Raw genomic sequence first — 21,915 nt, forward strand, 5'->3', positions numbered from 1 at the left:
CTGCCTGTGGCAGTCCTTTTATTTGGTCAAATAGAAACGTCTGCTTGGGTAGAAACAGAAACAATGGGTGTTATTGACTCATTTATTGGATTGAAACAAGCATAAATAAAGAAAAAAACGAATATTTTGTCTTCTATCCCTTGAAAAGCAATTCCATGCCCTTATTTAAGGGGCAGACACAAAACAAACATTTGGAGATTGGGGTTGAATCCCTGTTCTCCGTCCCCATTTAATGGGTTATAGAAATTGAATAATTGAATTTTCGGAGAGAGTCTGATGGGTAAGATCATTGGTATAGATTTAGGTACTACTAATTCATGTGTTGCTGTATTAGACGGCGACAAACCACGCGTATTAGAAAATGCTGAAGGTGAGCGCACAACGGCTTCCGTTATCGCTTACACAGATGGTGAGACATTAGTAGGTCAACCGGCTAAACGTCAAGCGGTTACAAACCCTCAAAATACAGTATTTGCAATCAAACGTCTGATTGGTCGTCGTTTTGAAGACGAAGAAGTTCAGCGTGATATCAAAATTATGCCATTCAATATTGTGAAGGCTGACAATGGTGATGCTTGGGTTGAAGCGAAAGGCCAAAAAATGGCCGCTCCTCAAATTTCTGCAGAAGTTTTGAAAAAAATGAAAAAAACAGCAGAGGACTTCTTAGGTGAAGAAGTGACTGGTGCTGTTATTACTGTTCCTGCTTATTTCAACGATTCTCAACGTCAAGCAACAAAAGATGCAGGTCGTATTGCTGGTCTAGAAGTGAAACGTATTATCAACGAACCAACTGCTGCTGCGCTAGCTTATGGTTTAGATAAAAAAGGCGGTGACCGCACTATCGCTGTTTATGACCTTGGTGGTGGTACATTTGATATCTCTATCATCGAAATTGATGAAGTTGAAGGTGAGAAAACATTCGAAGTTTTAGCAACGAATGGTGATACTCATCTTGGTGGTGAAGACTTTGATAACCGTATGATCAATTATTTGGTTGATGAGTTTAAAGCAGAGCAAGGTATCGATCTGAAAAACGATCCACTAGCCATGCAACGTGTTAAAGAAGCAGCGGAAAAAGCAAAAATCGAGCTTTCTTCAGCACAACAAACTGACGTTAACCTACCTTATGTGACTGCGGATGCAACCGGTCCTAAGCACATGAACATCAAAGTGACTCGTGCAAAACTTGAGTCATTAGTAGAAGATTTAGTGAAACGTACTCTTGAACCTCTAAAAGTTGCGTTAGCAGATGCTGATTTATCTGTTGGTGACATCAACGATGTTATCTTAGTTGGTGGTCAAACTCGTATGCCTATGGTTCAAGCTAAAGTTGCTGAATTCTTTGGTAAAGAAGCTCGTCGTGACGTTAACCCTGATGAAGCCGTTGCCATTGGTGCAGCCGTTCAAGGTGGTGTTCTAGCTGGTGATGTTAAAGACGTTCTTCTTCTAGATGTTACTCCTCTTTCTCTAGGTATTGAGACTATGGGTGGCGTAATGACTAAGTTGGTTGAGAAAAACACCACAATCCCAACTAAAGCGAACCAAACGTTCTCTACAGCTGAAGATAACCAAAGCGCGGTAACTATCCACGTACTACAAGGTGAGCGTAAGCAAGCAAGCTACAATAAATCTTTAGGTCAATTTAACCTAGAAGGTATTCAAGCTGCACCTCGTGGTATGCCTCAAATCGAAGTAACATTCGACCTTGATGCGGATGGTATTCTACACGTATCGGCAAAAGATAAGTCTACTGGTAAAGAGCAGAAAATTACTATTCAAGCTTCTGGTGGCCTAAGCGATGACGATATCGAAAAAATGGTACAAGAAGCAGAAGCGAACAAAGAAGCTGATAAGAAATTCGAAGAGCTAGTAACAACACGTAACCAAGCGGATCAAATGATTCACGGTACTCGTAAGCAAATCGAAGAAGCTGGTGACGCACTTCCTGCAGAAGAAAAAGATAAAATTGAAGCTGCAATTAAAGAGCTAGAAGAAGTTAAAAATGGCGATGATAAAGAAGCCATTGATGCGAAAGTTCAAGCGCTAATGACTGCTGCTCAAAAACTAATGGAAATCGCTCAGCAACAAGCACAAGCTCAACAAGGCGGTGCAGACGAAGCTGGTCAACAACAAGCTCCTGAAGATGATGTTGTAGACGCAGAGTTCGAAGAAGTGAAAGAAGACGAGAAAAAATAATTGAGTATTGATTGCTATAAGCCCAATTATAAATAGACGGTTTGTAGCGATAAATAAGCAGTTGTTTGGAACGTTATATGTTGCGGGCGTTAGAGTTTTCTCTTTCGCCCGCAAATTTGTAAATAATGATTCGAACTAGATAATGGTTTCATTGCTTTTATCTAGTTCGATTTGCAGCAGATAAACGGTAGTTGAAACATGTCAAAACGTGATTTTTACGAAGTATTGGGCGTAAGCCGTGATGCCTCTGAGCGAGATATTAAGAAGGCGTATAAACGTCTTGCGATGAAATTCCATCCTGATAGAAATCAGGATGACAGTCAGGCTGGCGAAAAGTTTAAAGAAGTAAAAGAAGCGTATGAAGTTCTGACCGATTCTCAGAAAAAAGCCGCTTATGACCAATATGGTCATGCAGCCTTTGAACAAGGCGGTATGGGTGGCGGCTTTGGCGGAGGAGGTCAAGGTGCTGATTTTGGTGATATCTTCGGTGATGTATTTGGTGACATCTTTGGTGGTGGTCGCCGTGGCGGCGGGCAGTCTCGTGCTCAACGTGGTGCCGACCTTCGTTATAATATGGAATTGTCTTTGGAAGATGCCGTTCGTGGCTGTGACAAAGAAATAGAGATTCCTACTTTAGTTGAATGTGAAGTGTGTGATGGTTCTGGTGCGAAAAAAGGCACTAGCGCACAAACTTGTTCTACTTGTAACGGTCATGGCCAAGTGCAAATGCGTCAAGGCTTCTTTGCTGTTCAGCAAACTTGTCCAACATGTAATGGTAAAGGCAAGATAATTAAAGATCCTTGTAACTCATGTCATGGTCAAGGTCGCAAGCAAAAAACTAAAACACTAAACGTGAAGATTCCAGCAGGAGTAGATACAGGCGATCGTATTCGTCTTTCTGGCGAAGGTGAAGCGGGAGAGCATGGAGCACCAGCTGGTGATTTATATGTTCAGGTTCATGTTCGCGAACATAATATCTTCGAGCGTGATGGTAATAATCTTTTCTGTGAAGTACCAGTAAGCTTTACTCAAGCTGCACTTGGTGGTGAAGTTGAGGTTCCGACGCTAGATGGACGAGTTAGCCTTAAAGTTCCAGAAGAAACTCAAACCGGACGCTTATTTAGAATGCGTGGTAAAGGTGTTAAAGGCGTACGTGGTGGCGGTGTAGGTGACCTTATTGTCAAACTTGTTGTTGAGACACCGGTTAAACTGAGTTCACGTCAAAAAGACTTATTGAAAGAATTTGAAGAAACATGTTCTGGCGATGCTGGTAATAAGCATAAACCTAAATCAGAAGGTTTCTTTAATGGGGTCAAAAAATTCTTTGATGATTTGACCAGTTAATATTTCTGATTAATAAAAAGAAAAAGCCACTTTGTTAAGTGGCTTTTTTGTGTCTGGCGTTGGTGATTTTAATTGAACGTGATTAGCCAACCTAGCCTATCTAATTTTATTTTCTTGTTGCGAGCCAGCAGTGATTTGTTTGAGTAAATATAGCAACGTTTGATTATTTGTTTTGAATCTACCCTAAACAAAAATACCCAGTCCGAGGGATTTTATTTTTAGCTGATATGATCGCGGGCATCTATTTCATGACTAGTTAATTTGACCAAATAGTGGATTGGCCCCATTAACTAGTTACCTACGTTAACGAATTGATCGTGTTAATTCGTTGCTTAACATGATTAAGAGTTTTATTTAGTTTATCGAACGGTTCAGGGCATGGTATGCGTCGTGGTTTTACACTAATTGAGTTTGTGGTTGTATTGTCTATCTCTGCAGGGATATTGGCGATTGTGACACCTGATATTCAGGCTTTTTATCAAAACTATCAACTCAGAGCTTTTGCTACTGAATTAAAAAGTTACTTTTCAAGAGTAAGATCAGAAACCGTAACTCGACAGAACGATCTTTGGTTATTTTTTTCGTCTCAGGATCCGTATAGCACAGGCGAGTGGCGTTTGTCGTTGGGTATCAAGAGCGAAATGAACTCAAAAGAGAGCGAATTACTTTTTCTAAAAAATAAGGATATTCAGATGTCATCTACTTGGGAAAAAATTAAGGTGGATGGTAAAACAGGGAGAATATTAGAAAGTGGCCATTTGATCTTTTCTTATAAAGCTTCCGATGGCGCTTCATTAAAACTAATTATGCACAATATCACAGGAAGAGTACGAACCTGTTCAATGGATAAGCCGTTTTATGGTTATGCAGAATGTTGAATTATTAGTGCCGGATAATAACGATAAAGGTTTTACGTTAATTGAGATGCTTATTTCTAGTGTTATTACTGCTTTGGCGCTAACAACGTTGATGTCGGTAATGATTGTTAGCACTGCATCCGCACAAAAAGAGATGAGCTTATTGCTACTGCATAACAGCGTGTCCGAAACCTTGCGCTTTATCCAAGACGATTTGAGAAGAGCAAAGTCAGTAACCTTTTCACTGACAGAACTAAGCTATCTCTACCAAGATGCGGGCGAATACGTTCGTACGACGATTAAAATAGATGACGTTGAACACAAACTTACATATTGTTCAGAAAAAAATCCCACAGCAGCACACTCAACTGTGTGCTATCGATTTTATTCGATGTTTGATCCATCTCAAATGAAAGTGACTCGTTTCACTATCCAACAAAAGGTTATCGATACTGAGAATAACAAAAAATTAATCGAGCTCTCTTTAAGTGTAGAACTTGTAAAACAACAGCAAGTTTTTACTCTGGTTGCGCAAGTTTCGCCGAGAAATAGCTAAATTAGCACCGTAGTAATTGAATAAATGGTAGAGGAATAAGGTGAATTAAATGGCAAGTAAGCAAACCGGGGTAGTGGTACTGATATTGTGTCATTTTTTTCTTGTCGCGGCGTTGAGTCTTGCTCTTGCTGGCAATACTGGCATTTTTGAACTATCAACTAGTATTCAAAACGAAATAAGCTATCGTCAGAAATTTTGGGTGGCAGAAGGAGGGTTAGAATGTGCTTTTTCGTTGTTCTCTGATCAATCGGTTCCTAGTCATGAGCAATTACTTAATCTCAACCTGCCATACTATGTGGCGGAATGTGTTACAGCTTCACTACAAGTGGTATGGGTTCAGCAAAGTTTGCATCACTACAAGATTACAGCAACAGTAGACAATGTATCGCTTTCTAGAGAGTTAGTTGTTACTACCTTCCCAACATACAGTGCGGGATGGAATACAGGCAGTTGGACAGATAATGAACCTGACAATTAGAGGGTTTAGTTTGCTTGAAGTATTGATTTCTATCCTTTTGATTTCTTTTTCTATTATAGGATTAACCACACTACAAATCAGTACTGTTAAACATTCTACCGTGACACAAAATCAGTTACTGGCGCTCTATCTTGCCGAATCTCAGTTAGAGCGAGTTCGCCTTGAATCAGACTGGTTGGTTGATGTTTTAGAGTCGCAGTATAAGGCAAACCGTTCCTCGTTTTCCATAAAGTTAATGACGAGTGAACACCCGGCAAGCTCAAATTTAAAACAAGTCGAAATACAAGTGAGTTGGCAGGAATATTCAGGAAAACAGCGTACGGTTTCATTGGAAAGTAATGTGTATGTCCCCCTTGATACAGAGTAAAAGTCTCCTTTTTCGGGTTCGTCTACGCTACAATGCCGGCAGAATGTGATGGTGATATGAGACTTTGCGATTGAATACTTTACCTTTAGATACTTTACCTTTGGATGCCGACGTGACCACTTTTACTGCTCAAGATGAGGATTTTATGCGCCAAGCTATTGCGCTAGCTCATGAAGCGGAATTGGCAGGAGAAGTTCCAGTTGGGGCGGTTTTGGTCAAAGATGAACAGGTGATTGCCACGGGCTATAATCGGTCTATTTGTGATCACGATGCCTCAGCTCATGCGGAAATTCAGGTAATAAGGAAAGCTGGACAAGTGTTAGGTAATTATCGTCTACTCGATACGACGCTTTATGTCACTCTGGAGCCTTGCCCTATGTGCGCGGGTGCGCTTTTGCACAGTCGAGTTAAGCGGATTGTGTTTGGTGCGCCAGATCTTAAATCGGGTGCTGCAGGAACGGTACTGAATTTATTTGATACCCAAGCGGCTTATCATTACGCTCAGATAGAATCGGGTTTATTAGAACAAGAGTGCCGTTTGCAACTGCAATCTTTCTTTAAACGGAGACGAAAAGAGAAGAAACAGTTAAAGACTAAAGATATGTCGTAAGGTTGCTGATGTTCGGTGTTTGTTTAGCTGAACGTTTCGCAGTGTACGTAGGCTCTATGACGCCAAATTACTTTCTTTTTGTTGTTTGCTAACATTCTCTTACGACGATTTGCTGACGATGTTTTTGTTGCTAGTGTGTTGTTTTTTTTTCTCATTGGTGTCATTAGCCTCTCCCTCTATTGGACTACTATTATTATAGACTATTATTAACTTTTGTTTATAAACAGAGTTTGTTACCAAATGATGAATGAGTGACAAAGAAAAGCAGATAATAGTTTATCTGCTTGTTTATAGCTTGAATATTAATCGTTATTGTTCACAGCTTCTTCTGATGTAATAGTTTGTGTATCTGTTTCTACAGTAGTGTCTTTCTCTTGTGGATTTTTTTGTTGTTCAATTAACTGCTGTGGGTTTTGTTCGTTTATTTCCACGTCGATAGTTTGAATTCCATCAATGTCTAAATCCGCTGAAATAGCGCCTTGTTTATCTACATGGCCAATTATAGATTGATAGTAACGACGGATATTTTCTACGTAATTTTTTGCTTCATCTCCACGGGCGTAGCCATACCTTGTTTTGCTATAAAATTTACGTTGCTTCAATAAAGGTAAACGTTCTTTAACATCTGCCCAAGAGTTAGGATTACCATTTTGTGAACGAGTAAGACGACGAGCATCCATCATATGTCCGTAGCCTAAGTTGTAGGAGGCAAGTGCAAACCAGATTTTTTCGTGTTCGAAAATCGAGTCAGGAACGCGGTCAACAATACCTTGTAAATATTTCACACCACCTTGTATCGATTGTTCTGGATCTAACCGATTTTTCACTCCGACTGATTTTGCAGTAGGTAAGGTAAGCATCATCATACCACGCACGCCAGTAGGGGATGTCGCTTTGGGTTTCCAATGAGATTCTTGGTAGGAAAGCGCCGCGATTAACCTCCAATCAAAATTACCTGCATGTTTTTTAAATAAAGGTTCCCAAGTGGGCAATTTGTTATCTAATGCCCGAATAAAGGCGCGAGTATCAACATAATCAAAACTATCGACATGACCAAAATATTTTTCTTCTAATGTATCTAACTGGCCTGATTGTTTTATTTTACCGAAAAATTCAATTAATAAAGCATATAGGCTTCCATCATCGGTGTTGCGCATATACCAAGAGACAGGTTGGTCTTCTGTTAGTTCTAAAGCTAATGCAATATCTGGGTATAATCGCTGTGCCAGTGATACCTCAACTGAGTCGGCAATGGTGTAAGAAAGTTCACCTGTGGAAACTTGGCGTAACAGATCTTGAACATCAGAATTATTGTTTGTGGTGTATGTTAGTGAAGGATACTCGGCTTTGAGATCTTCTAGTGTTTTAGCAAAATGTGAGTCAGAAATAATGGCCAATTTATCTTCAGGGTGTTCTTGTTGTCGTTCTACAAGATTTTTTACACTTCTCGGTTTCCAAGTCCCCGCCTTATATACTAATTGTTGACTAACATAGTAGTAAGCAGGCGCAGCACGAAAACGGTTTATTCGTTCAGGAGTCTGACTTAATCCAGCCGCAACAATGTCGATTTCGTTATTTTGCAATGCAGGGAATAATTCAGATAAACGATAAGCTGGCTTTATTTCTAATTTTACGCCTAACTCACTAGCAAACAGTTTTGCGAGTTCATAATCTAATCCGGTTGGGCCTTCCGGACCAATATAATAAGCTAATTGATTGTTCAGTGTGCCTACTCGTAACACACCACGCTCCCTGACCTTATCTAACTCACTTTTGGGATCAGAGTCTATTTGACAGGCGGATAAGATAAGTGCCACTACTATCAATAGGGTTGCTTTAATTGGCCTAGAGTTAAAAAAGTTATGCATTAATAACGGGTTCTTTATAAAATGACAGTGTTCTTTATATCAGAGCTAGCAAGTTGAGCAAACTCTGATTAGAGAAAACGCTAACTATTTTGTCAATTTATAGAGCAGGTTTTGAAATTTATCGGTATGAGTTGAGCTTATTTGTTCCGTTGATTTTCTTTTGTGAAGCATAGGCCTTCTTTCTCCCTGCTATGCTTTAGTTAAGGCGTTAATGATAAAAAATGACGCAAACGGTTGCCTTTGGAGTTACGTCACAAAACATTTTCCTCTATAATACGCCCGAAGTTGCGAGGTGGCATTGGTATGATTTTTAATATTTGATATTAACTTATTGAATTTATACCAATATCACCTAAATCATAATATCACCTAAATCAATAGTATAAGAGACCTAAGCATATGAGAATTTTGCGTGGCTCCCCAGCTCTTTCTGAGTTTCGAGTTAACAAGTTATTAGAACTTTGTCGTGAACAAGAACTGCCAATAACCGATATTTACGCAGAGTTTATGCACTTTGCTGATCTAGCGGCTGACTTAACTAGCGAAGAAGTGGCAAAAGTAGAAAAGTTGCTGACTTATGGTCCTACTATTCAAGAGCATGAACCTAGTGGGCAGTTGCTACTGGTGACTCCTCGTCCGGGAACTATTTCGCCGTGGTCTTCAAAAGCGACAGATATCGCACGCAATTGTGGTTTGAGTAAAATTAAGCGCTTAGAACGCGGTAGCGCTTATTATGTTGAATCCTCTTCTGTACTTACTGAAAGCCAACTTGCGCAAGTTAAAGCGTTAATTCATGACCGAATGATGGAAGTCGTTTTCGCCGATCTTGATGATGCAACTAAGCTGTTTTCCGTTGCGGTTCCGGCTCCAGTAGCTAATGTGGATATTCTATCTGGTGGGCAGCAGGCTTTAGAAGAAGCTAACGTCGCACTGGGTTTAGCATTAGCTGACGATGAAATTGATTATTTAGTAGAAAGCTTTACTAAGTTGGGTCGCAATCCAAATGATATTGAGCTTATGATGTTTGCACAAGCAAACTCTGAGCATTGTCGTCATAAAATATTCAATGCCGATTGGACTATTGATGGGGTTGATCAAGAAAAATCCCTATTTAAGATGATCAAAAATACTTATGAAACTAACAGCGAACATGTTTTATCTGCCTATAAAGATAATGCTGCTGTAATGACAGGGTCTCATGTTGGTCGATTTTTCCCTGATCCAGAAACTCGTCAATATACTTACAATCAAGAGCTTGCGCATATCTTGATGAAGGTGGAAACACACAACCACCCAACCGCTATTTCTCCTTGGCCTGGTGCATCTACTGGTTCTGGTGGCGAAATACGTGATGAAGGGGCAACCGGTATTGGTGGTAAACCGAAGGCTGGTTTAGTTGGGTTCTCTGTTTCTAACTTACGTATTCCAGGTTTTGAACAACCTTGGGAAACCGATTTCGGCAAGCCGGGTCGTATTGTTAACGCATTGGATATTATGCTTGAAGGGCCATTAGGTGGTGCGGCATTTAATAATGAATTTGGTCGTCCTAACTTACTTGGTTATTTCCGTACTTATGAAGAGAAAGTGAACTCTCATAATGGGGAAGAAGTGCGTGGTTATCATAAACCAATAATGATTGCGGGTGGTTTAGGTAATATTCGTGACGAACATGTTCAGAAAAAAGAAATCCCAGTTGGTGCAAGTTTAATTGTTTTAGGTGGCCCAGCAATGAACATTGGTCTTGGTGGAGGCGCTGCCTCTTCAATGGCTTCTGGTCAATCTGCGGAAGATTTAGATTTTGCTTCGGTGCAGCGAGAAAACCCTGAAATGGAACGCCGCTGCCAGGAAGTGATCGACCGTTGTTGGCAGATGGGTGAGGACAACCCGATTGCTTTTATCCATGATGTGGGTGCAGGCGGTATTTCTAACGCATTGCCTGAATTGGTTGATGATGGCGAGCGTGGTGGTAAATTTCAATTGCGCAATGTTCCGAATGATGAGCCTGGTATGAGCCCATTAGAAATTTGGTGTAATGAGTCGCAAGAGCGTTATGTACTGGCTGTATCATCAGAAAATATGGCGTGTTTTGATGCGATTTGTAAAAGAGAGCGTGCACCATACGCCGTTGTTGGTGAAGCAACGGAAGAACGCCATTTAACATTGGAAGATTCCTATTTCGACAACACGCCGATTGATATGCCAATGGATATCTTATTAGGTAAAGCGCCGAAAATGCATCGCGATGCAACAACACTTAAAGTGACTAATCCCGCAATGGATACGTCGGATATCGACGTGAATGAAGCGTTAGATCGTGTACTTAGATTACCAACTGTTGCTGAAAAAACGTTCTTAATTACGATAGGCGACCGTTCTGTTACAGGTCTGGTTGCTCGAGACCAAATGGTTGGTCCTTGGCAGATTCCGGTTGCGAACTGTGCGGTAACGGCTGCGAGTTACGATACGTATCATGGTGAAGCTATGTCGATGGGTGAGCGTACTCCTGTCGCATTATTAGATTTTGGCGCGTCTGCTCGATTAGCGGTTGGTGAATCTCTGACTAACATTGCAGCAACCAATATTGGTGACACCAAACATATTAAATTGTCTGCTAACTGGATGTCTCCAGCGGGTCATCCTGGTGAAGATGCTGGTTTATATGAAGCAGTTAAAGCGGTAGGTGAAGAATTATGTCCTGCGCTTGGTTTAACTATCCCGGTTGGTAAAGACTCAATGTCAATGAAAACCAAATGGGAACAAGACGGTGAACAAAAAGAAGTAACGTCGCCATTAAGTCTTGTTATTACAGCGTTTGCTCGTATTGAAGATGTGCGTAAAACCGTCACACCACAACTGCGAACTGATAAAGGTGAAACAAGCCTTATTTACATTGATTTAGGCTGTGGTAAAAACCGCATGGGTGCGACAGCATTTGCGCAAGTTTTCAAACAATTAGGCGATAAACCAGCGGATGTAGATAGTGCCGAGCAGTTAAAAGGCTTCTACGATGCGATTCAATCTTTGGTTGCAGACGATAAAGTCATTGCTTATCACGATAAAGGCGATGGTGGCTTAATTGTTACGTTGGCAGAAATGGCATTTGCCGGTCACTGTGGTTTACGTGCTGATATTGCTTCATTGGGCAGTGATGCGCTTTCTAGCTTGTTCAATGAGGAGCTTGGTGCCGTTATTCAAGTGAAGAACGATGAGGTTGACTCGATTCTTGCTACTTTAGCGTCATTTGGTTTAGCTGAACTGAGCCATGTTATCGGTGACGTAGAGCAATCAGATACGCTGACGATTACTTCTGAACAATCGGTTGTGTTAGAGCGATCTCGTACTGAGCTTCGTACTATTTGGGCTGAAACAACTCACCAAATGCAATCTCTACGTGACAACCCTAAATGTGCTGACCAAGAGTTTGCAGCTAAAGCGGATGATAGCGATTTAGGGCTTAATGTCGACCTTAGCTTCGACGTACATGAAGATGTTGCCGCACCATATATTGTTAAAGGCGCTAAGCCTAAAATGGCGATTCTACGTGAGCAAGGTGTTAACTCTCATGTGGAAATGGCTGCTGCTTTTGATAGAGCTGGTTTCGAAGCGACGGATGTTCACATGAGTGACATTTTAACTGGTCAAGCGGTACTGGATGAATATCACGGCTTAGCAGCATGTGGTGGTTTCTCTTATGGTGATGTATTAGGTGCAGGTGAAGGTTGGGCAAAATCTGTTTTATTCAACAACCAAGCTAGAGATCAATTTGAAGCTTTCTTTACACGCGATAATACTTTCTCGTTAGGTGTGTGTAATGGTTGTCAAATGTTATCGAACTTGCATGACTTAATTCCAGGTGCTGATTTGTGGCCTCGTTTTGTTCGCAATGAATCTGAGCGTTTTGAAGCACGCTTTAGCTTAGTTGAAGTACAGAAATCCGATTCTATTTTCTTTAATGGAATGCAAGGTTCACGTATGCCTATTGCAGTTTCTCATGGAGAAGGGCGTGTAGAAGTTCGTGATGATGCGCATTTATCGGCTCTGGAAAATTCAGGTACCGTAGCAGTGAGATATGTTGATAACTTGGGTAATGCGACTCAACAATATCCAAATAATCCAAATGGTTCACCGAATGCAATCACAGGATTAACGACGACTGATGGACGAGTCACTATTATGATGCCTCACCCAGAGCGTGTTTTCCGTACCGTTGCTAACTCTTGGGCTCCAGATTCATGGGGTGAAGATAGCCCGTGGATGAGAATGTTCCGTAATGCTAGAGTGAATATTGGATAAGAGATAACCTATATAAAATTGATAAAGCCCTTGGATATGCCATATTCAAGGGCTTTTTTCTGATTTGATGTTTATTGGCGGCAGTTTAAGCAATATTGCAGCAATTGTTGCTTCGATATGGTTTAATGCGCGCATTGAAAAGAGTCGAAGCTCTTTTATGTAGAGTGAGTAGGAAACAAATATGAGTACTAATAAAAAATTCAGTTATAAAGTGGTTGAGAAACGTAACGGTTGGGCGGCAGAAATTGTTCGTCAGGTATCGGCTCAACGTACTGCGGTATCAAAACGTAAAATGGGTTTTGAGACAGAAGCAGAGGCTGTAGCTTGGGCAGAACAAGAATTGCCTGCCTTTATCGCATTACAGACTGAACGGAATAAGCGTAAGTCTGCACAACGTAAAAGTGACGACAAAGAATAACTAGCAATAAGAAAAAATAGTAAGAAGAAGCAACAAGCGAGAATTAACAGTTGGTTTATTGATGTCTTGTTCCGCATGAGATAACAGCATCATACTATTTCAAACCTAACAGCAGCCTGTGGTATCAACGACAGGCTGCTGTTAGGTTTTATCAAGTTTGTTTTGGTTATTACTGTTTTATCGGTTTTGGTTATTTTTTGGGGATATTTTGTAAAATCGCCACCATTTGTTCCCAATATAAGGCAACTGTATCAATTTTTACTTTTTCATCAGGTGAATGAGGGAATTTGATGGTTGGACCAAAAGAGAGCATGTCCATTTTAGGGTAAGGTTCTTTGAACAAACCACACTCTAATCCAGCATGAATAACCATAATATTTGGCTTTTTGCCATAAATACCTTCATAGGTATCTCTAAAAATAGCCATTATTTCTGAATCTGGATCGGGCTTCCATCCAGGATATGCGCCACTAAATTCGACTTTTGCCCCTGCTAGTTTCGCGATAGACGTCAGAACACCTTCAACTTGGGTTCGGCCAGTATCAATAAGAGAACGAACTAAACACAGAACTGTGATTTTGTTTTTCTTGGTATTGATAACACCGACGTTAATCGACGTTTCAACCACACCTTCAACGTCATCACTCATACGAATAACACCATTCGGGCAAACATTAAGCGCGTCGATGAATTTAGATTGAGAATCAAGTGTTATCATTTGTAACTTCGTTTCTGCCACTTCGTAATAGGAAAGAATATTGGTTTCTACTTGGCCTAATTCATCACGAAGAACATTAGTAAATTGAATAAACAGTTCATTCAACTGTCCTTCATTGACCATTGGCAGAGCAACCGTGATAAAAGCTTCTCTCGGAATAGCATTGCGTAAGCTACCACCGCGGAATTGCACCAATTGAAGTTCAAGTTCTGCTGCGTGATCGGTTAAAAAGCGCGCGAGTAATTTGTTGGCATTGGCACGACCTGTATGAATATCACAGCCTGAGTGGCCGCCTTTTAACCCTTTTATAGAAAGTTCACGAGTGACATAACCGAGTGGGATCTCTTCTCTTTTTATGTCAAATGTTAATGTGCCATCAATGCCGCCAGCGCAGCCCATGTACACTTCACCTTCTTGCTCGGAATCGGTATTGAGTAGAATGTCTCCTTGTAACCAACCTTCTTCTAAGCCAAATGCGCCTGTCATACCGGCTTCTTCATCTATTGTTAGAAGCACTTCAAGTGGTCCATGTTTTATTTCTTTTGAAGCGAGAACTGCTAAACAAGAAGCCATACCCATGCCGTTATCTGCGCCAAGTGTGGTTCCTTTTGCCGTTACCCATTCGCCATCGATGTAAGGTTTAATTGGATCGGTTTCAAAGTTATGTTTGGTTTCTTCATTTTTTTGCGGAACCATATCGATATGAGCTTGTAGAACAACGCCTTTACGATCTTCCATTCCTGCAGTTGCTGGTTTTTTAATAAAGATATTGCCAGTCTGATCTCTCTTTACATCCAAATTTTGCTCTTGCGCCCAGTTGACAATATATTGAGCCAGCGCTTCTTCATGTTTAGAAGGGTGAGGAATCGAACAAATGGTATCGAAAAACTGCCAGACAGGTTCTGGTGATAGAGAACTGATTTCCGAGTGATGTTTAGACACAGATAACTCCTATTTTTATCCAAAGTCGTTTCTACTTTCTTGTTATTGCAGACTGTACTAATTGCAGACTATAGTAATTGCGGTCTAAAGACACTGAGAACCACTGAGTGTTTTGAATTATCTTCAGTTAATGCTCTTCAAATATCATCAAACGTTGGTGACATAATCAAAGCACGCATCATATCATTCACGCTTTCGTTACAAAAGTGTAATCGGTCTCATCTACAAGGAGAATAATCGGTTTATTAATTCTTGTGCTGAAGGGTTTATGTAATTTTATAACGATAATCTTTAATAATTAATATTAAATGTGATTCAGGTCTCGTTTTAATTGTAATTTTATTTCAGTTTGTTATTATGATCACGTCTTCAGATTTAGAAGATAAATTTGCTCATAGGATGAGCCCGTATATCGCCTCCAAGGAACAGAGAAACTACATTGTGTTTTATTTTAGTTAAGGTGATAGATATGAAAGGTTCAGTTTCTTCAAAGTTTTGGTGTGTACAATCAGTTTATACCCAGAATTTTCAGTATCCAACTAGCTTTGGTTACTAGTTTAACCAGGTTATTGTGATTTGAACGTAAATGTTCGCCCCCAATATTAGAATTTATATCAACTCTATTTTGTTGATGCTTATTCAAGCGCTACTTTTTTAGTAGCGTTTTTTTTATCCTTTCGATGTAATGCATTACATTTATTTGTTTTTAGTGCAATTTGTAATGATTTTCATTTTTACACTATTTTTTTTGTGTTTATTGGCAAAAAATTGCTCTGAAAAGAAAGGTTAATCCCGTTCATAGATAGAAAAACACCAATAATATTCAATGAGTTAATATTAGGTTAATCTCTCATAAAAATAATAAGTTAGGTGTTTTTTTTCTTATTTTAGTTTGTCGGAGTTTTTATGTTTGATCATAAAAAGCAGCTTTATATATTGATCTGGCTGGAAATTGCTTTTTGATGACTTTATAATCTGCGCCATTCGTAGACGCAATCGTTTACTTTATTTTATAAAAAACTATTTTGGAATTTAATTATGCTGGAAAGACTGTTTAAACTCAGTGAGAACAATACAGATGTTCGAACCGAAGTTATTGCGGGCATTACTACCTTTTTAACGATGGCTTATATCATTTTTGTTAACCCCGCCATTTTGTCCGAAACAGGAATGGATAGAGGTTCTGTGTTTGTCGCAACCTGTCTTGCTGCTGCTATTGGTTGCTTTATTATGGGCATTGTGGCTAATTATCCTATTGCTCAAGCGCCAGGTATGGGGTTGAATGCATTCTTCACTTATTCGGTTGTATTTGGAATGGGTTACACGTGGCAGGTTGCATTAGCAGCGGTATTTGTCTCTGGTCTTCTGTTTATTTTATTAAGTATTTTCAAAATTCGCGAATGGATAATTAATTCTATACCAATGTCTTTAAGAACCGGTATCTCCGCAGGTATTGGCTTATTCTTAGCATTTATTGCTTTGCAGGGTTCAGGCATTGTTGGTGATAATCCAGCAACATTGGTCTCGATTGGCTCAGTCACCTCTACTTCTGGCATTTTAGCTGCGGTTGGATTTTTCTTAACTATTGCTTTGGTTCATCGTCGTTTTAAAGCCGCAGTAATGATAGCAATTTTAATTGTAACGGCATTGGGTATCTTGTTAGGTGACGTTGAATACCACGGTGTTTTTTCTATGCCTCCAAGTATTGCTCCTACCTTTATGCAACTAGATTTTAGTGCGATTTTTGAAGTAGGTATGATTTCAGTGGTATTCGCATTTCTTTTTGTAGACTTGTTCGATACCGCAGGAACTTTGGTTGGTGTTGCGACAAAAGCAGAGTTAGTTAAAGAAGATGGTAAATTGCCTCGGCTTAATCGCGCATTGCTCGCAGACTCTACCGCGACATCAGTGGGTGCCTTGCTAGGTACATCTAATACAACCTCTTATATTGAAAGCGTTTCAGGTGTGTCTGCTGGTGGCCGCACTGGATTAACTGCCGTTGTGGTTGGCATTTTGTTCTTACTTGCATTATTCTTCTCGCCATTAGCTGGCATGATCCCCGCTTATGCGACATCTGGTGCTCTGTTTTATGTGGCAATTTTAATGATGTCAGGATTGGTTTCTATTGACTGGCGTGATTTGACCGAAGCGGCTCCAGTAGTTGTTATTTGTCTACTAATGCCTTTTACTTATTCAATTGCAGATGGTATTGCGTTAGGATTTATTGCTTACGCTGCGATCAAGGGTATGAGTGGTAAAGGTCGTGAAGTTCCAGTTAGTGTTTGGGTTCTTGCTGTTGTTTTTGCACTCAAATTTGCTTTCGCTTAATCTTACAATTTTAGATAAGTGCTTTAAGTTCAAACAGGTTAAATATCATTATGAGTAATAAATTTGTCATTACTTGGGACAATATGCAAATGTATTGTCGTCAACTGGCTGCAAAGCAGATGCCTGCTGAACAGTGGAAAGGTATCCTTGGTGTAAGTCGTGGTGGACTTGTTCCTGCGGCAATCTTAGCGAGAGAGTTAGGTATTCGTTATGTCGATACCATTTGTATTGTCAGTTATGATCATGATCACCAACATGAAATGACAGTAGTTAAAGCACCAGAAGGTGATGGAGAAGGTTATCTTATTGTTGATGATCTAGTGGATAGTGGTGATACTGCACGAAAAATTCGTGAAATGTATCCTAAAGCAAAATTCGTTACAGTGAGTGCGAAACCAGCTGGTGCTCATCTTGTTGATGAATATATTGTTGATATTCCGCAGGATACTTGGATTGAGCAACCTTGGGACATGGAAATCGCTTACGTGGACCCAATCTGTAAAAAATAACCGCTTTTATTGAGAAATGTCGAAAATGCTCCTGTATAGGAGCATTTTTTTTTATATCATGGTCGTCATTATGCAGCAAATAAGTAGTGATCATGTCCGATAACCATAAGAACCTTTCCGAAACGCTGTTTAAAAAACATAAACAAGCGACAGAAACGTCTAGCCTGATTCAATATATGCCAAGTAGTGTTGAATTTCTTAAACAGAAAAAACAACAAGAACCGAGTTCTTGGTATCGGGTAATCCGTCGTTATCAATGGATATGGCAGGGGATAGATCCGATAGAGCAAGAAGAGGTATTAGCGAAAATAGCTTCATCTAAGCATTCAAGGACAGATGATGACTGGCTTGATACCGTTATGGGTTTCCATTCCGGAAATTGGGCATACGAGTGGACACAGCTTGGTATGCGTCATCAAAAGAACGCGGCGACGCTAGAGGCGGATGATGCTTCTGATGAATATTTTTATGCCAGCCTTTGTTACAGCATTGCAGGATACCCGCACTTAAAAGGTGATAACCTCTCTATTCAAGCTCAAGCGTTAGCCAAATCCGCTTATGATGAAGCGATGAAAACTAGCCAATATGTTACTCGCCAGTTTGACGTTCCGTTTGAAGGTAAGAAGATTCAAGCAAACTTACATTTGCCCAATACGGATAAACCACAGCCAGTAGTCATGGTGAGTGCTGGTTTAGATGCGCTGCAAACCGATATGTGGCGGGTTTTTAAACAGTATTTGGCTCCGATGGGCATAGGCATGTTAACCATCGATATGCCCTCTATTGGTTCGAACAGCCACTGGCAATTAACCGAAGACTCCTGCAAGCTACATCGAGCTGTATTAAATGAGTTGCCCAATCTCCCTTGGGTTGATCACCGCAACGTTGGCTTGTTGGGCTATCGATTTGGTGGTAATGCCATGCTGAGATTGGCTTTTCTTGAACAAGATAAGATAAAAGCTTGCGTCACAATGGGAGCACCAATACACGATACCTTTTCTTCTGCCGAAAAAGTAAAAAAAATGCCTAGAATGTATTTGGATATTTTGGCCTCACGGCTAGGTAAAAGAGTGGTTGATATTCATAGTTTGTCAGGCCAGATGATGGCTTGGTCATTGAAAGTTCAAGGCTTCTTAACCAGTAAGAGAACGAAGGTTCCTGTGTTGGCTTTATCGTTAGAAGGTGACGTTATCTCTCCTTATTCAGATAATCGTCTCGCCGCTCTTTTTAGTCAGTATGGTAAGTCCAAACAGATTTCCTCTAAATCAATCTCGGCGGGATATGAGCAGTCACTCGATTTAGCAATTAAGTGGTTGGAAAATGAGTTAATTTAATAGCACTGTGTTCCATTTATGTATAGCATGGTTACGTTGCGCAACAACTGGCAATGCGAACTTAAACTAATGTAATTCTATCGATGGAGTATTATATGGTGAACAAGGTAGTTAGCCCAACTCATTTCCGATTATTAACCGCTTTAAGAGCAATAGGTCCTTATCTTAGAGAATCTGAATCAACAGAAAATAGTTATTTGTTTGATTGCTTATCTGTTTGCGTTGATGATAAACAATCACCAGAAATGCGTGAATTTTGGGGGTGGTGGATGGAGCTAGATACCTCGAAAGTCGATGATGCAGTAGATGGCTTTATAGCAAAGTTTAAAATGGGGATGTACGATACAGACGGTAACTGGCAAACGGTTGAACTACCGGAAAGTGCTATTCCAGAAGTGACTCGAACTCAGCAAGAGTTTTTAAAGAAGTTACATAAAGTGTTAGAAGAACGTTTTGATTTGTCTTTTATATTGCATGAACAATCGGTTGAGTTTATATAATTGTTGCTGTTGATTGGTTAAAATAGACTTCCAACAAGTTAAATTGATAAAAAGGCGCATTAATGCGCCTTTTTTACTTGTGCAATTTAAGATGGATTGTTACAACATCTTTATAAATCCTAAATTTATATAGCAAGGCAAATGACAATTACACAAGGTGAAAAAGCGTTGCAACCTAAAACCGCATCTATAAAGAAAACAATAGTCGTGAAGCTTGGTACGAGTGTTCTTACTGGTGGAACTTTAGCATTAGATAAAGCCAATATGGTGGAGTTAGTTCGTCAATGTGCTCATCTTAAACAACATGGCCATTCTGTGGTGATCGTTTCTTCTGGAGCGATTGCAGCAGGTCGTGAGCATTTAGGTTATCCAGCTCTCTCTAATTCAGTGGCCAGCAAACAAATGCTAGCGGCGGTTGGTCAAAGCCAGTTGATTCAACTTTGGGAATCGTTGTTTGCTATTTATGGTTTGAAAATTGGTCAAATGTTACTTACCCGCGCAGATTTAGATGATAGAGAGCGCTTCTTAAATGCCCGCGATATGATCAACACCTTGTTAGATAATGATATTATTCCTGTCGTTAATGAAAATGATGCCGTTGCTACATCTGAGATTAAAGTTGGCGATAATGATAATTTGTCCGCTCTAGTTGGGATTTTGTGTGGCGCTGATAAGTTGTTGTTGTTAACCGACCAACCTGGTTTGTTTACTGCCGATCCTCGAAATAACCCCGATGCAGAACTTATCCGTGAAGTAACCACCATCGATGAGACTTTGAGAAAAATCGCCGGAGGCAGTGGAACAACGTTAGGCACCGGAGGTATGGCTACCAAATTACAAGCGGCCGATATTGCTAGACGGGCAGGAATAGAAGTGATCATTGCTGCTGGTAGTGCGGAAAGTGTTATTGAAACGTCAATCACAGATAAACCTCAAGGAACTAAATTTGTTGCCCTTGCGGAAGCGTTAGAAAACCGCAAACGATGGATTTTAGCCGGGCCTGCAGCATCGGGTGATATTATTATCGACGATGGGGCCGTAAAAGCTGTAGTAGAAAGAGGAAGCAGTTTACTTGCTAAAGGCGTCACAGATGTAGCAGGGCAGTTTGCTAGAGGCGAAGTCGCTAGGATCAAGAATAGTAAAGGTCAACTGGTCGCTAAAGGTATTGTGCGCTATTCAAATAAAGATTTGATAAAAATAATTGGCAAACACAGCAAACAGATTAATGAAATTTTAGGATATGAGTACGGCTCAGAAGTGATTCATAGAGATGACCTCGTGGTCATTCAAGAGTAAGGATAAAACGTGGAACTAATTCAAATGGGACAAGCAGCGAAAACCGCTGCATTTGGTCTTGCAACAGCTTCAACGGCTCAAAAAAACCGTGCACTAGCCATCATGGCCGACGAACTGGAAATGAACGCAAAGACTATTCTTGCTGCCAATGCCAAGGATATTGATAATGGGCGTAATGCGGGTCTGACAGACGCGTTATTAGACCGTTTATTGTTGAATGAAGAACGCTTGTTAGCCATCGCTAACGATGTACGAAACGTGATTAGTTTAAATGATCCCGTTGGAAGTGAAATTGACAGTAAAGTGCTAGAAAATGGCATGTCTTTATCTCGACGTCGTGTCCCTTTAGGTGTAATAGGCGTTATATATGAAGCTCGTCCAAATGTGACCATTGATATTGCGGCCCTGTGTTTAAAAACGGGTAACGCCAGCATTCTTCGTGGTGGTAAAGAGACGTTTTTTTCTAATATGGAACTGGTTAAGGTGATTCAAATTGCACTACAAAAAGCGGAATTACCTGCTGAGTCAGTTCAATACATTGAAAAACCTGATCGTGAGTTGGTGTCTGAGTTGTTGAAACTGGATGATTATGTTGACATGATCATTCCACGTGGTGGTGCCGGGTTACACAAAATGTGCAAAGAAAACAGTACAATACCGGTGATTATTGGTGGTTTCGGCATTAGCCATATTTTTGTTGATGAAAGCGCAGATTTAGATAAATCACTTCTTGTTGTCGAAAATTCAAAAGTACAAAGGCCGTCGGCGTGTAACTCTCTTGATACATTGTTGGTACATGAAAAAATAGCAGATCAATTTTTACCTAAATTGGCAGAGAAATTAAATGGCCGAGTTATGTTGGTAGCGGAAGAAAAAGCTAAAGCTTATCTATCTAATTCGACACAAGTAAGAGACGTGCAAGAAGGTGACTTTGATACCGAATGGTTGAGCTTTACGTTAGGAATCAAAGTTGTTAGCGATGTGGAGCAAGCCATTGACCATATGCGTGTTCATAATGCGAGTCATTCCGATGCAATTATGACTAATAGCTTACAAAATGCGGAATTATTTATTAATTCGGTGGGTTCCGCTGCTGTCTATGTGAACGCTTCTACTCGTTTTACCGATGGTGCTCAATTTGGTTTAGGTGCTGAAGTTGCCGTTTCTACACAAAAACTTCATGCACGAGGTCCTATGGGACTTGAAGAGTTGACGAGTTATAAATGGGTTGGGAAAGCCGATTATTTGGTTCGCCCATAAACGACCGATTATCTGTTTAAGCTGTACTAAAATCATTTGGA

17 protein-coding genes are annotated in these 21,915 nt (G+C 40.3%); 15 read left to right on the top strand and 2 right to left on the bottom strand.

Features of this window, described 5'->3' with window-relative positions; translation table 11 throughout:
* Positions 1-276: 276 nt before the first annotated feature.
* From dnaK to tadA, 7 genes are all read left to right on the top strand, one after another.
* Positions 277-2,196 carry a molecular chaperone DnaK gene (gene dnaK, locus R3X26_RS11280; protein WP_317717417.1) on the top strand — a complete coding sequence of 640 codons (1,920 nt, stop codon included), beginning with the start codon at positions 277-279 and terminating at the stop codon, positions 2,194-2,196.
* Positions 2,197-2,394: 198 nt separating this feature from the next.
* Complete coding sequence (gene dnaJ, locus R3X26_RS11285; protein WP_317717418.1) at positions 2,395-3,540, top strand: molecular chaperone DnaJ; 1,146 nt, start codon at positions 2,395-2,397, stop codon at positions 3,538-3,540.
* Between the two features lie 383 nt (positions 3,541-3,923).
* A complete protein-coding gene (locus R3X26_RS11290; protein ID WP_317717419.1) occupies positions 3,924-4,418 on the top strand; it encodes a prepilin-type N-terminal cleavage/methylation domain-containing protein in 495 nt (164 codons plus the stop codon).
* Positions 4,399-4,953 carry a PilW family protein gene (locus R3X26_RS11295; RefSeq protein ID WP_317717420.1) on the top strand — a complete coding sequence of 185 codons (555 nt, stop codon included), beginning with the start codon at positions 4,399-4,401 and terminating at the stop codon, positions 4,951-4,953. Before R3X26_RS11290 ends, R3X26_RS11295 begins: the two co-directional genes overlap by 20 nt.
* 49 nt (positions 4,954-5,002) lie before the next feature.
* A complete protein-coding gene (locus R3X26_RS11300; RefSeq protein WP_317717421.1) occupies positions 5,003-5,431 on the top strand; it encodes a hypothetical protein in 429 nt (142 codons plus the stop codon).
* The gene (locus R3X26_RS11305) at positions 5,415-5,798 is read left to right on the top strand and encodes a prepilin-type N-terminal cleavage/methylation domain-containing protein (protein ID WP_317717422.1); all 384 of its coding nucleotides are present in this window, start codon (positions 5,415-5,417) and stop codon (positions 5,796-5,798) included. The genes R3X26_RS11300 and R3X26_RS11305 overlap by 17 nt, the downstream gene beginning before the upstream one ends.
* A gap of 70 nt (positions 5,799-5,868) precedes the next feature.
* Entirely contained in the window at positions 5,869-6,408 is a 540-nt protein-coding gene (gene tadA, locus R3X26_RS11310; protein WP_317717423.1) for a tRNA adenosine(34) deaminase TadA, read from the top strand.
* 302 nt (positions 6,409-6,710) lie between these two features.
* On the opposite strand, the gene mltF is transcribed toward tadA, so the two are convergent.
* The gene (mltF, locus tag R3X26_RS11315) at positions 6,711-8,276 is read right to left on the bottom strand and encodes a membrane-bound lytic murein transglycosylase MltF (RefSeq protein WP_317717424.1); all 1,566 of its coding nucleotides are present in this window, start codon (positions 8,274-8,276) and stop codon (positions 6,711-6,713) included.
* A gap of 399 nt (positions 8,277-8,675) precedes the next feature.
* On the opposite strand from mltF, the gene purL reads away from it, so the two are divergent.
* Together purL and R3X26_RS11325 are read left to right on the top strand one after the other, a co-directional pair.
* The gene (gene purL / locus R3X26_RS11320) at positions 8,676-12,569 is read left to right on the top strand and encodes a phosphoribosylformylglycinamidine synthase (protein ID WP_317717425.1); all 3,894 of its coding nucleotides are present in this window, start codon (positions 8,676-8,678) and stop codon (positions 12,567-12,569) included.
* A gap of 181 nt (positions 12,570-12,750) precedes the next feature.
* Complete coding sequence (locus R3X26_RS11325) at positions 12,751-12,987, top strand: DUF3622 domain-containing protein (RefSeq protein ID WP_317717426.1); 237 nt, start codon at positions 12,751-12,753, stop codon at positions 12,985-12,987.
* Positions 12,988-13,177: 190 nt separating this feature from the next.
* On the opposite strand, the gene R3X26_RS11330 is transcribed toward R3X26_RS11325, so the two are convergent.
* On the bottom strand, positions 13,178-14,647 hold the full coding sequence (locus tag R3X26_RS11330; protein ID WP_317717427.1) for an aminoacyl-histidine dipeptidase: 1,470 nt from the start codon (positions 14,645-14,647) through the stop codon (positions 13,178-13,180).
* Positions 14,648-15,685: 1,038 nt separating this feature from the next.
* Here R3X26_RS11330 and R3X26_RS11335 point away from each other — a divergent pair.
* The 6 genes from R3X26_RS11335 (at position 15,686) to R3X26_RS11360 (ending at position 21,874) form a co-directional block, all read left to right on the top strand.
* Positions 15,686-16,975, top strand: coding sequence for an NCS2 family permease (locus R3X26_RS11335; RefSeq protein WP_317717428.1), 1,290 nt, complete (start codon positions 15,686-15,688; stop codon positions 16,973-16,975).
* A gap of 50 nt (positions 16,976-17,025) precedes the next feature.
* Positions 17,026-17,484: a xanthine phosphoribosyltransferase gene (gene gpt, locus R3X26_RS11340; protein WP_317717429.1), complete on the top strand. Its 459-nt coding sequence runs from the start codon at positions 17,026-17,028 to the stop codon at positions 17,482-17,484.
* A gap of 92 nt (positions 17,485-17,576) precedes the next feature.
* Positions 17,577-18,818: an esterase FrsA gene (gene frsA, locus R3X26_RS11345; RefSeq protein WP_317717430.1), complete on the top strand. Its 1,242-nt coding sequence runs from the start codon at positions 17,577-17,579 to the stop codon at positions 18,816-18,818.
* Between the two features lie 95 nt (positions 18,819-18,913).
* Positions 18,914-19,318: a sigma factor-binding protein Crl gene (gene crl / locus R3X26_RS11350; RefSeq protein WP_317717431.1), complete on the top strand. Its 405-nt coding sequence runs from the start codon at positions 18,914-18,916 to the stop codon at positions 19,316-19,318.
* A gap of 141 nt (positions 19,319-19,459) precedes the next feature.
* Complete coding sequence (proB, locus tag R3X26_RS11355; RefSeq protein WP_317717432.1) at positions 19,460-20,614, top strand: glutamate 5-kinase; 1,155 nt, start codon at positions 19,460-19,462, stop codon at positions 20,612-20,614.
* 9 nt (positions 20,615-20,623) lie between these two features.
* The gene (locus tag R3X26_RS11360) at positions 20,624-21,874 is read left to right on the top strand and encodes a glutamate-5-semialdehyde dehydrogenase (protein WP_317717433.1); all 1,251 of its coding nucleotides are present in this window, start codon (positions 20,624-20,626) and stop codon (positions 21,872-21,874) included.
* Positions 21,875-21,915 lie beyond the last annotated feature (41 nt).

Origin of the sequence: Vibrio sp. TH_r3 (assembly GCF_033101115.1) — a bacterium.
Lineage (GTDB): Bacteria > Pseudomonadota > Gammaproteobacteria > Enterobacterales > Vibrionaceae > Vibrio.

Bases quoted from the DNA above. Each gene is read 5' to 3' on its own strand.
- R3X26_RS11290 (WP_317717419.1), top strand. From the start codon at position 3,924: ATGCGTCGTGGTTTTACACTAATTGAGTTTGTGGTTGTATTGTCTATC.
- R3X26_RS11300 (WP_317717421.1), top strand. From the start codon at position 5,003: ATGGCAAGTAAGCAAACCGGGGTAGTGGTACTGATATTGTGTCATTTT.
- R3X26_RS11335 (WP_317717428.1), top strand. From the start codon at position 15,686: ATGCTGGAAAGACTGTTTAAACTCAGTGAGAACAATACAGATGTTCGA.
- frsA (WP_317717430.1), top strand. From the start codon at position 17,577: ATGTCCGATAACCATAAGAACCTTTCCGAAACGCTGTTTAAAAAACAT.
- proB (WP_317717432.1), top strand. From the start codon at position 19,460: ATGACAATTACACAAGGTGAAAAAGCGTTGCAACCTAAAACCGCATCT.
- crl (WP_317717431.1), top strand. From the start codon at position 18,914: ATGGTGAACAAGGTAGTTAGCCCAACTCATTTCCGATTATTAACCGCT.
- dnaJ (WP_317717418.1), top strand. From the start codon at position 2,395: ATGTCAAAACGTGATTTTTACGAAGTATTGGGCGTAAGCCGTGATGCC.
- mltF (WP_317717424.1), bottom strand. From the start codon at position 8,276: ATGCATAACTTTTTTAACTCTAGGCCAATTAAAGCAACCCTATTGATA.
- R3X26_RS11325 (WP_317717426.1), top strand. From the start codon at position 12,751: ATGAGTACTAATAAAAAATTCAGTTATAAAGTGGTTGAGAAACGTAAC.
- purL (WP_317717425.1), top strand. From the start codon at position 8,676: ATGAGAATTTTGCGTGGCTCCCCAGCTCTTTCTGAGTTTCGAGTTAAC.
- R3X26_RS11295 (WP_317717420.1), top strand. From the start codon at position 4,399: ATGGTTATGCAGAATGTTGAATTATTAGTGCCGGATAATAACGATAAA.
- R3X26_RS11305 (WP_317717422.1), top strand. From the start codon at position 5,415: ATGAACCTGACAATTAGAGGGTTTAGTTTGCTTGAAGTATTGATTTCT.
- gpt (WP_317717429.1), top strand. From the start codon at position 17,026: ATGAGTAATAAATTTGTCATTACTTGGGACAATATGCAAATGTATTGT.
- dnaK (WP_317717417.1), top strand. From the start codon at position 277: ATGGGTAAGATCATTGGTATAGATTTAGGTACTACTAATTCATGTGTT.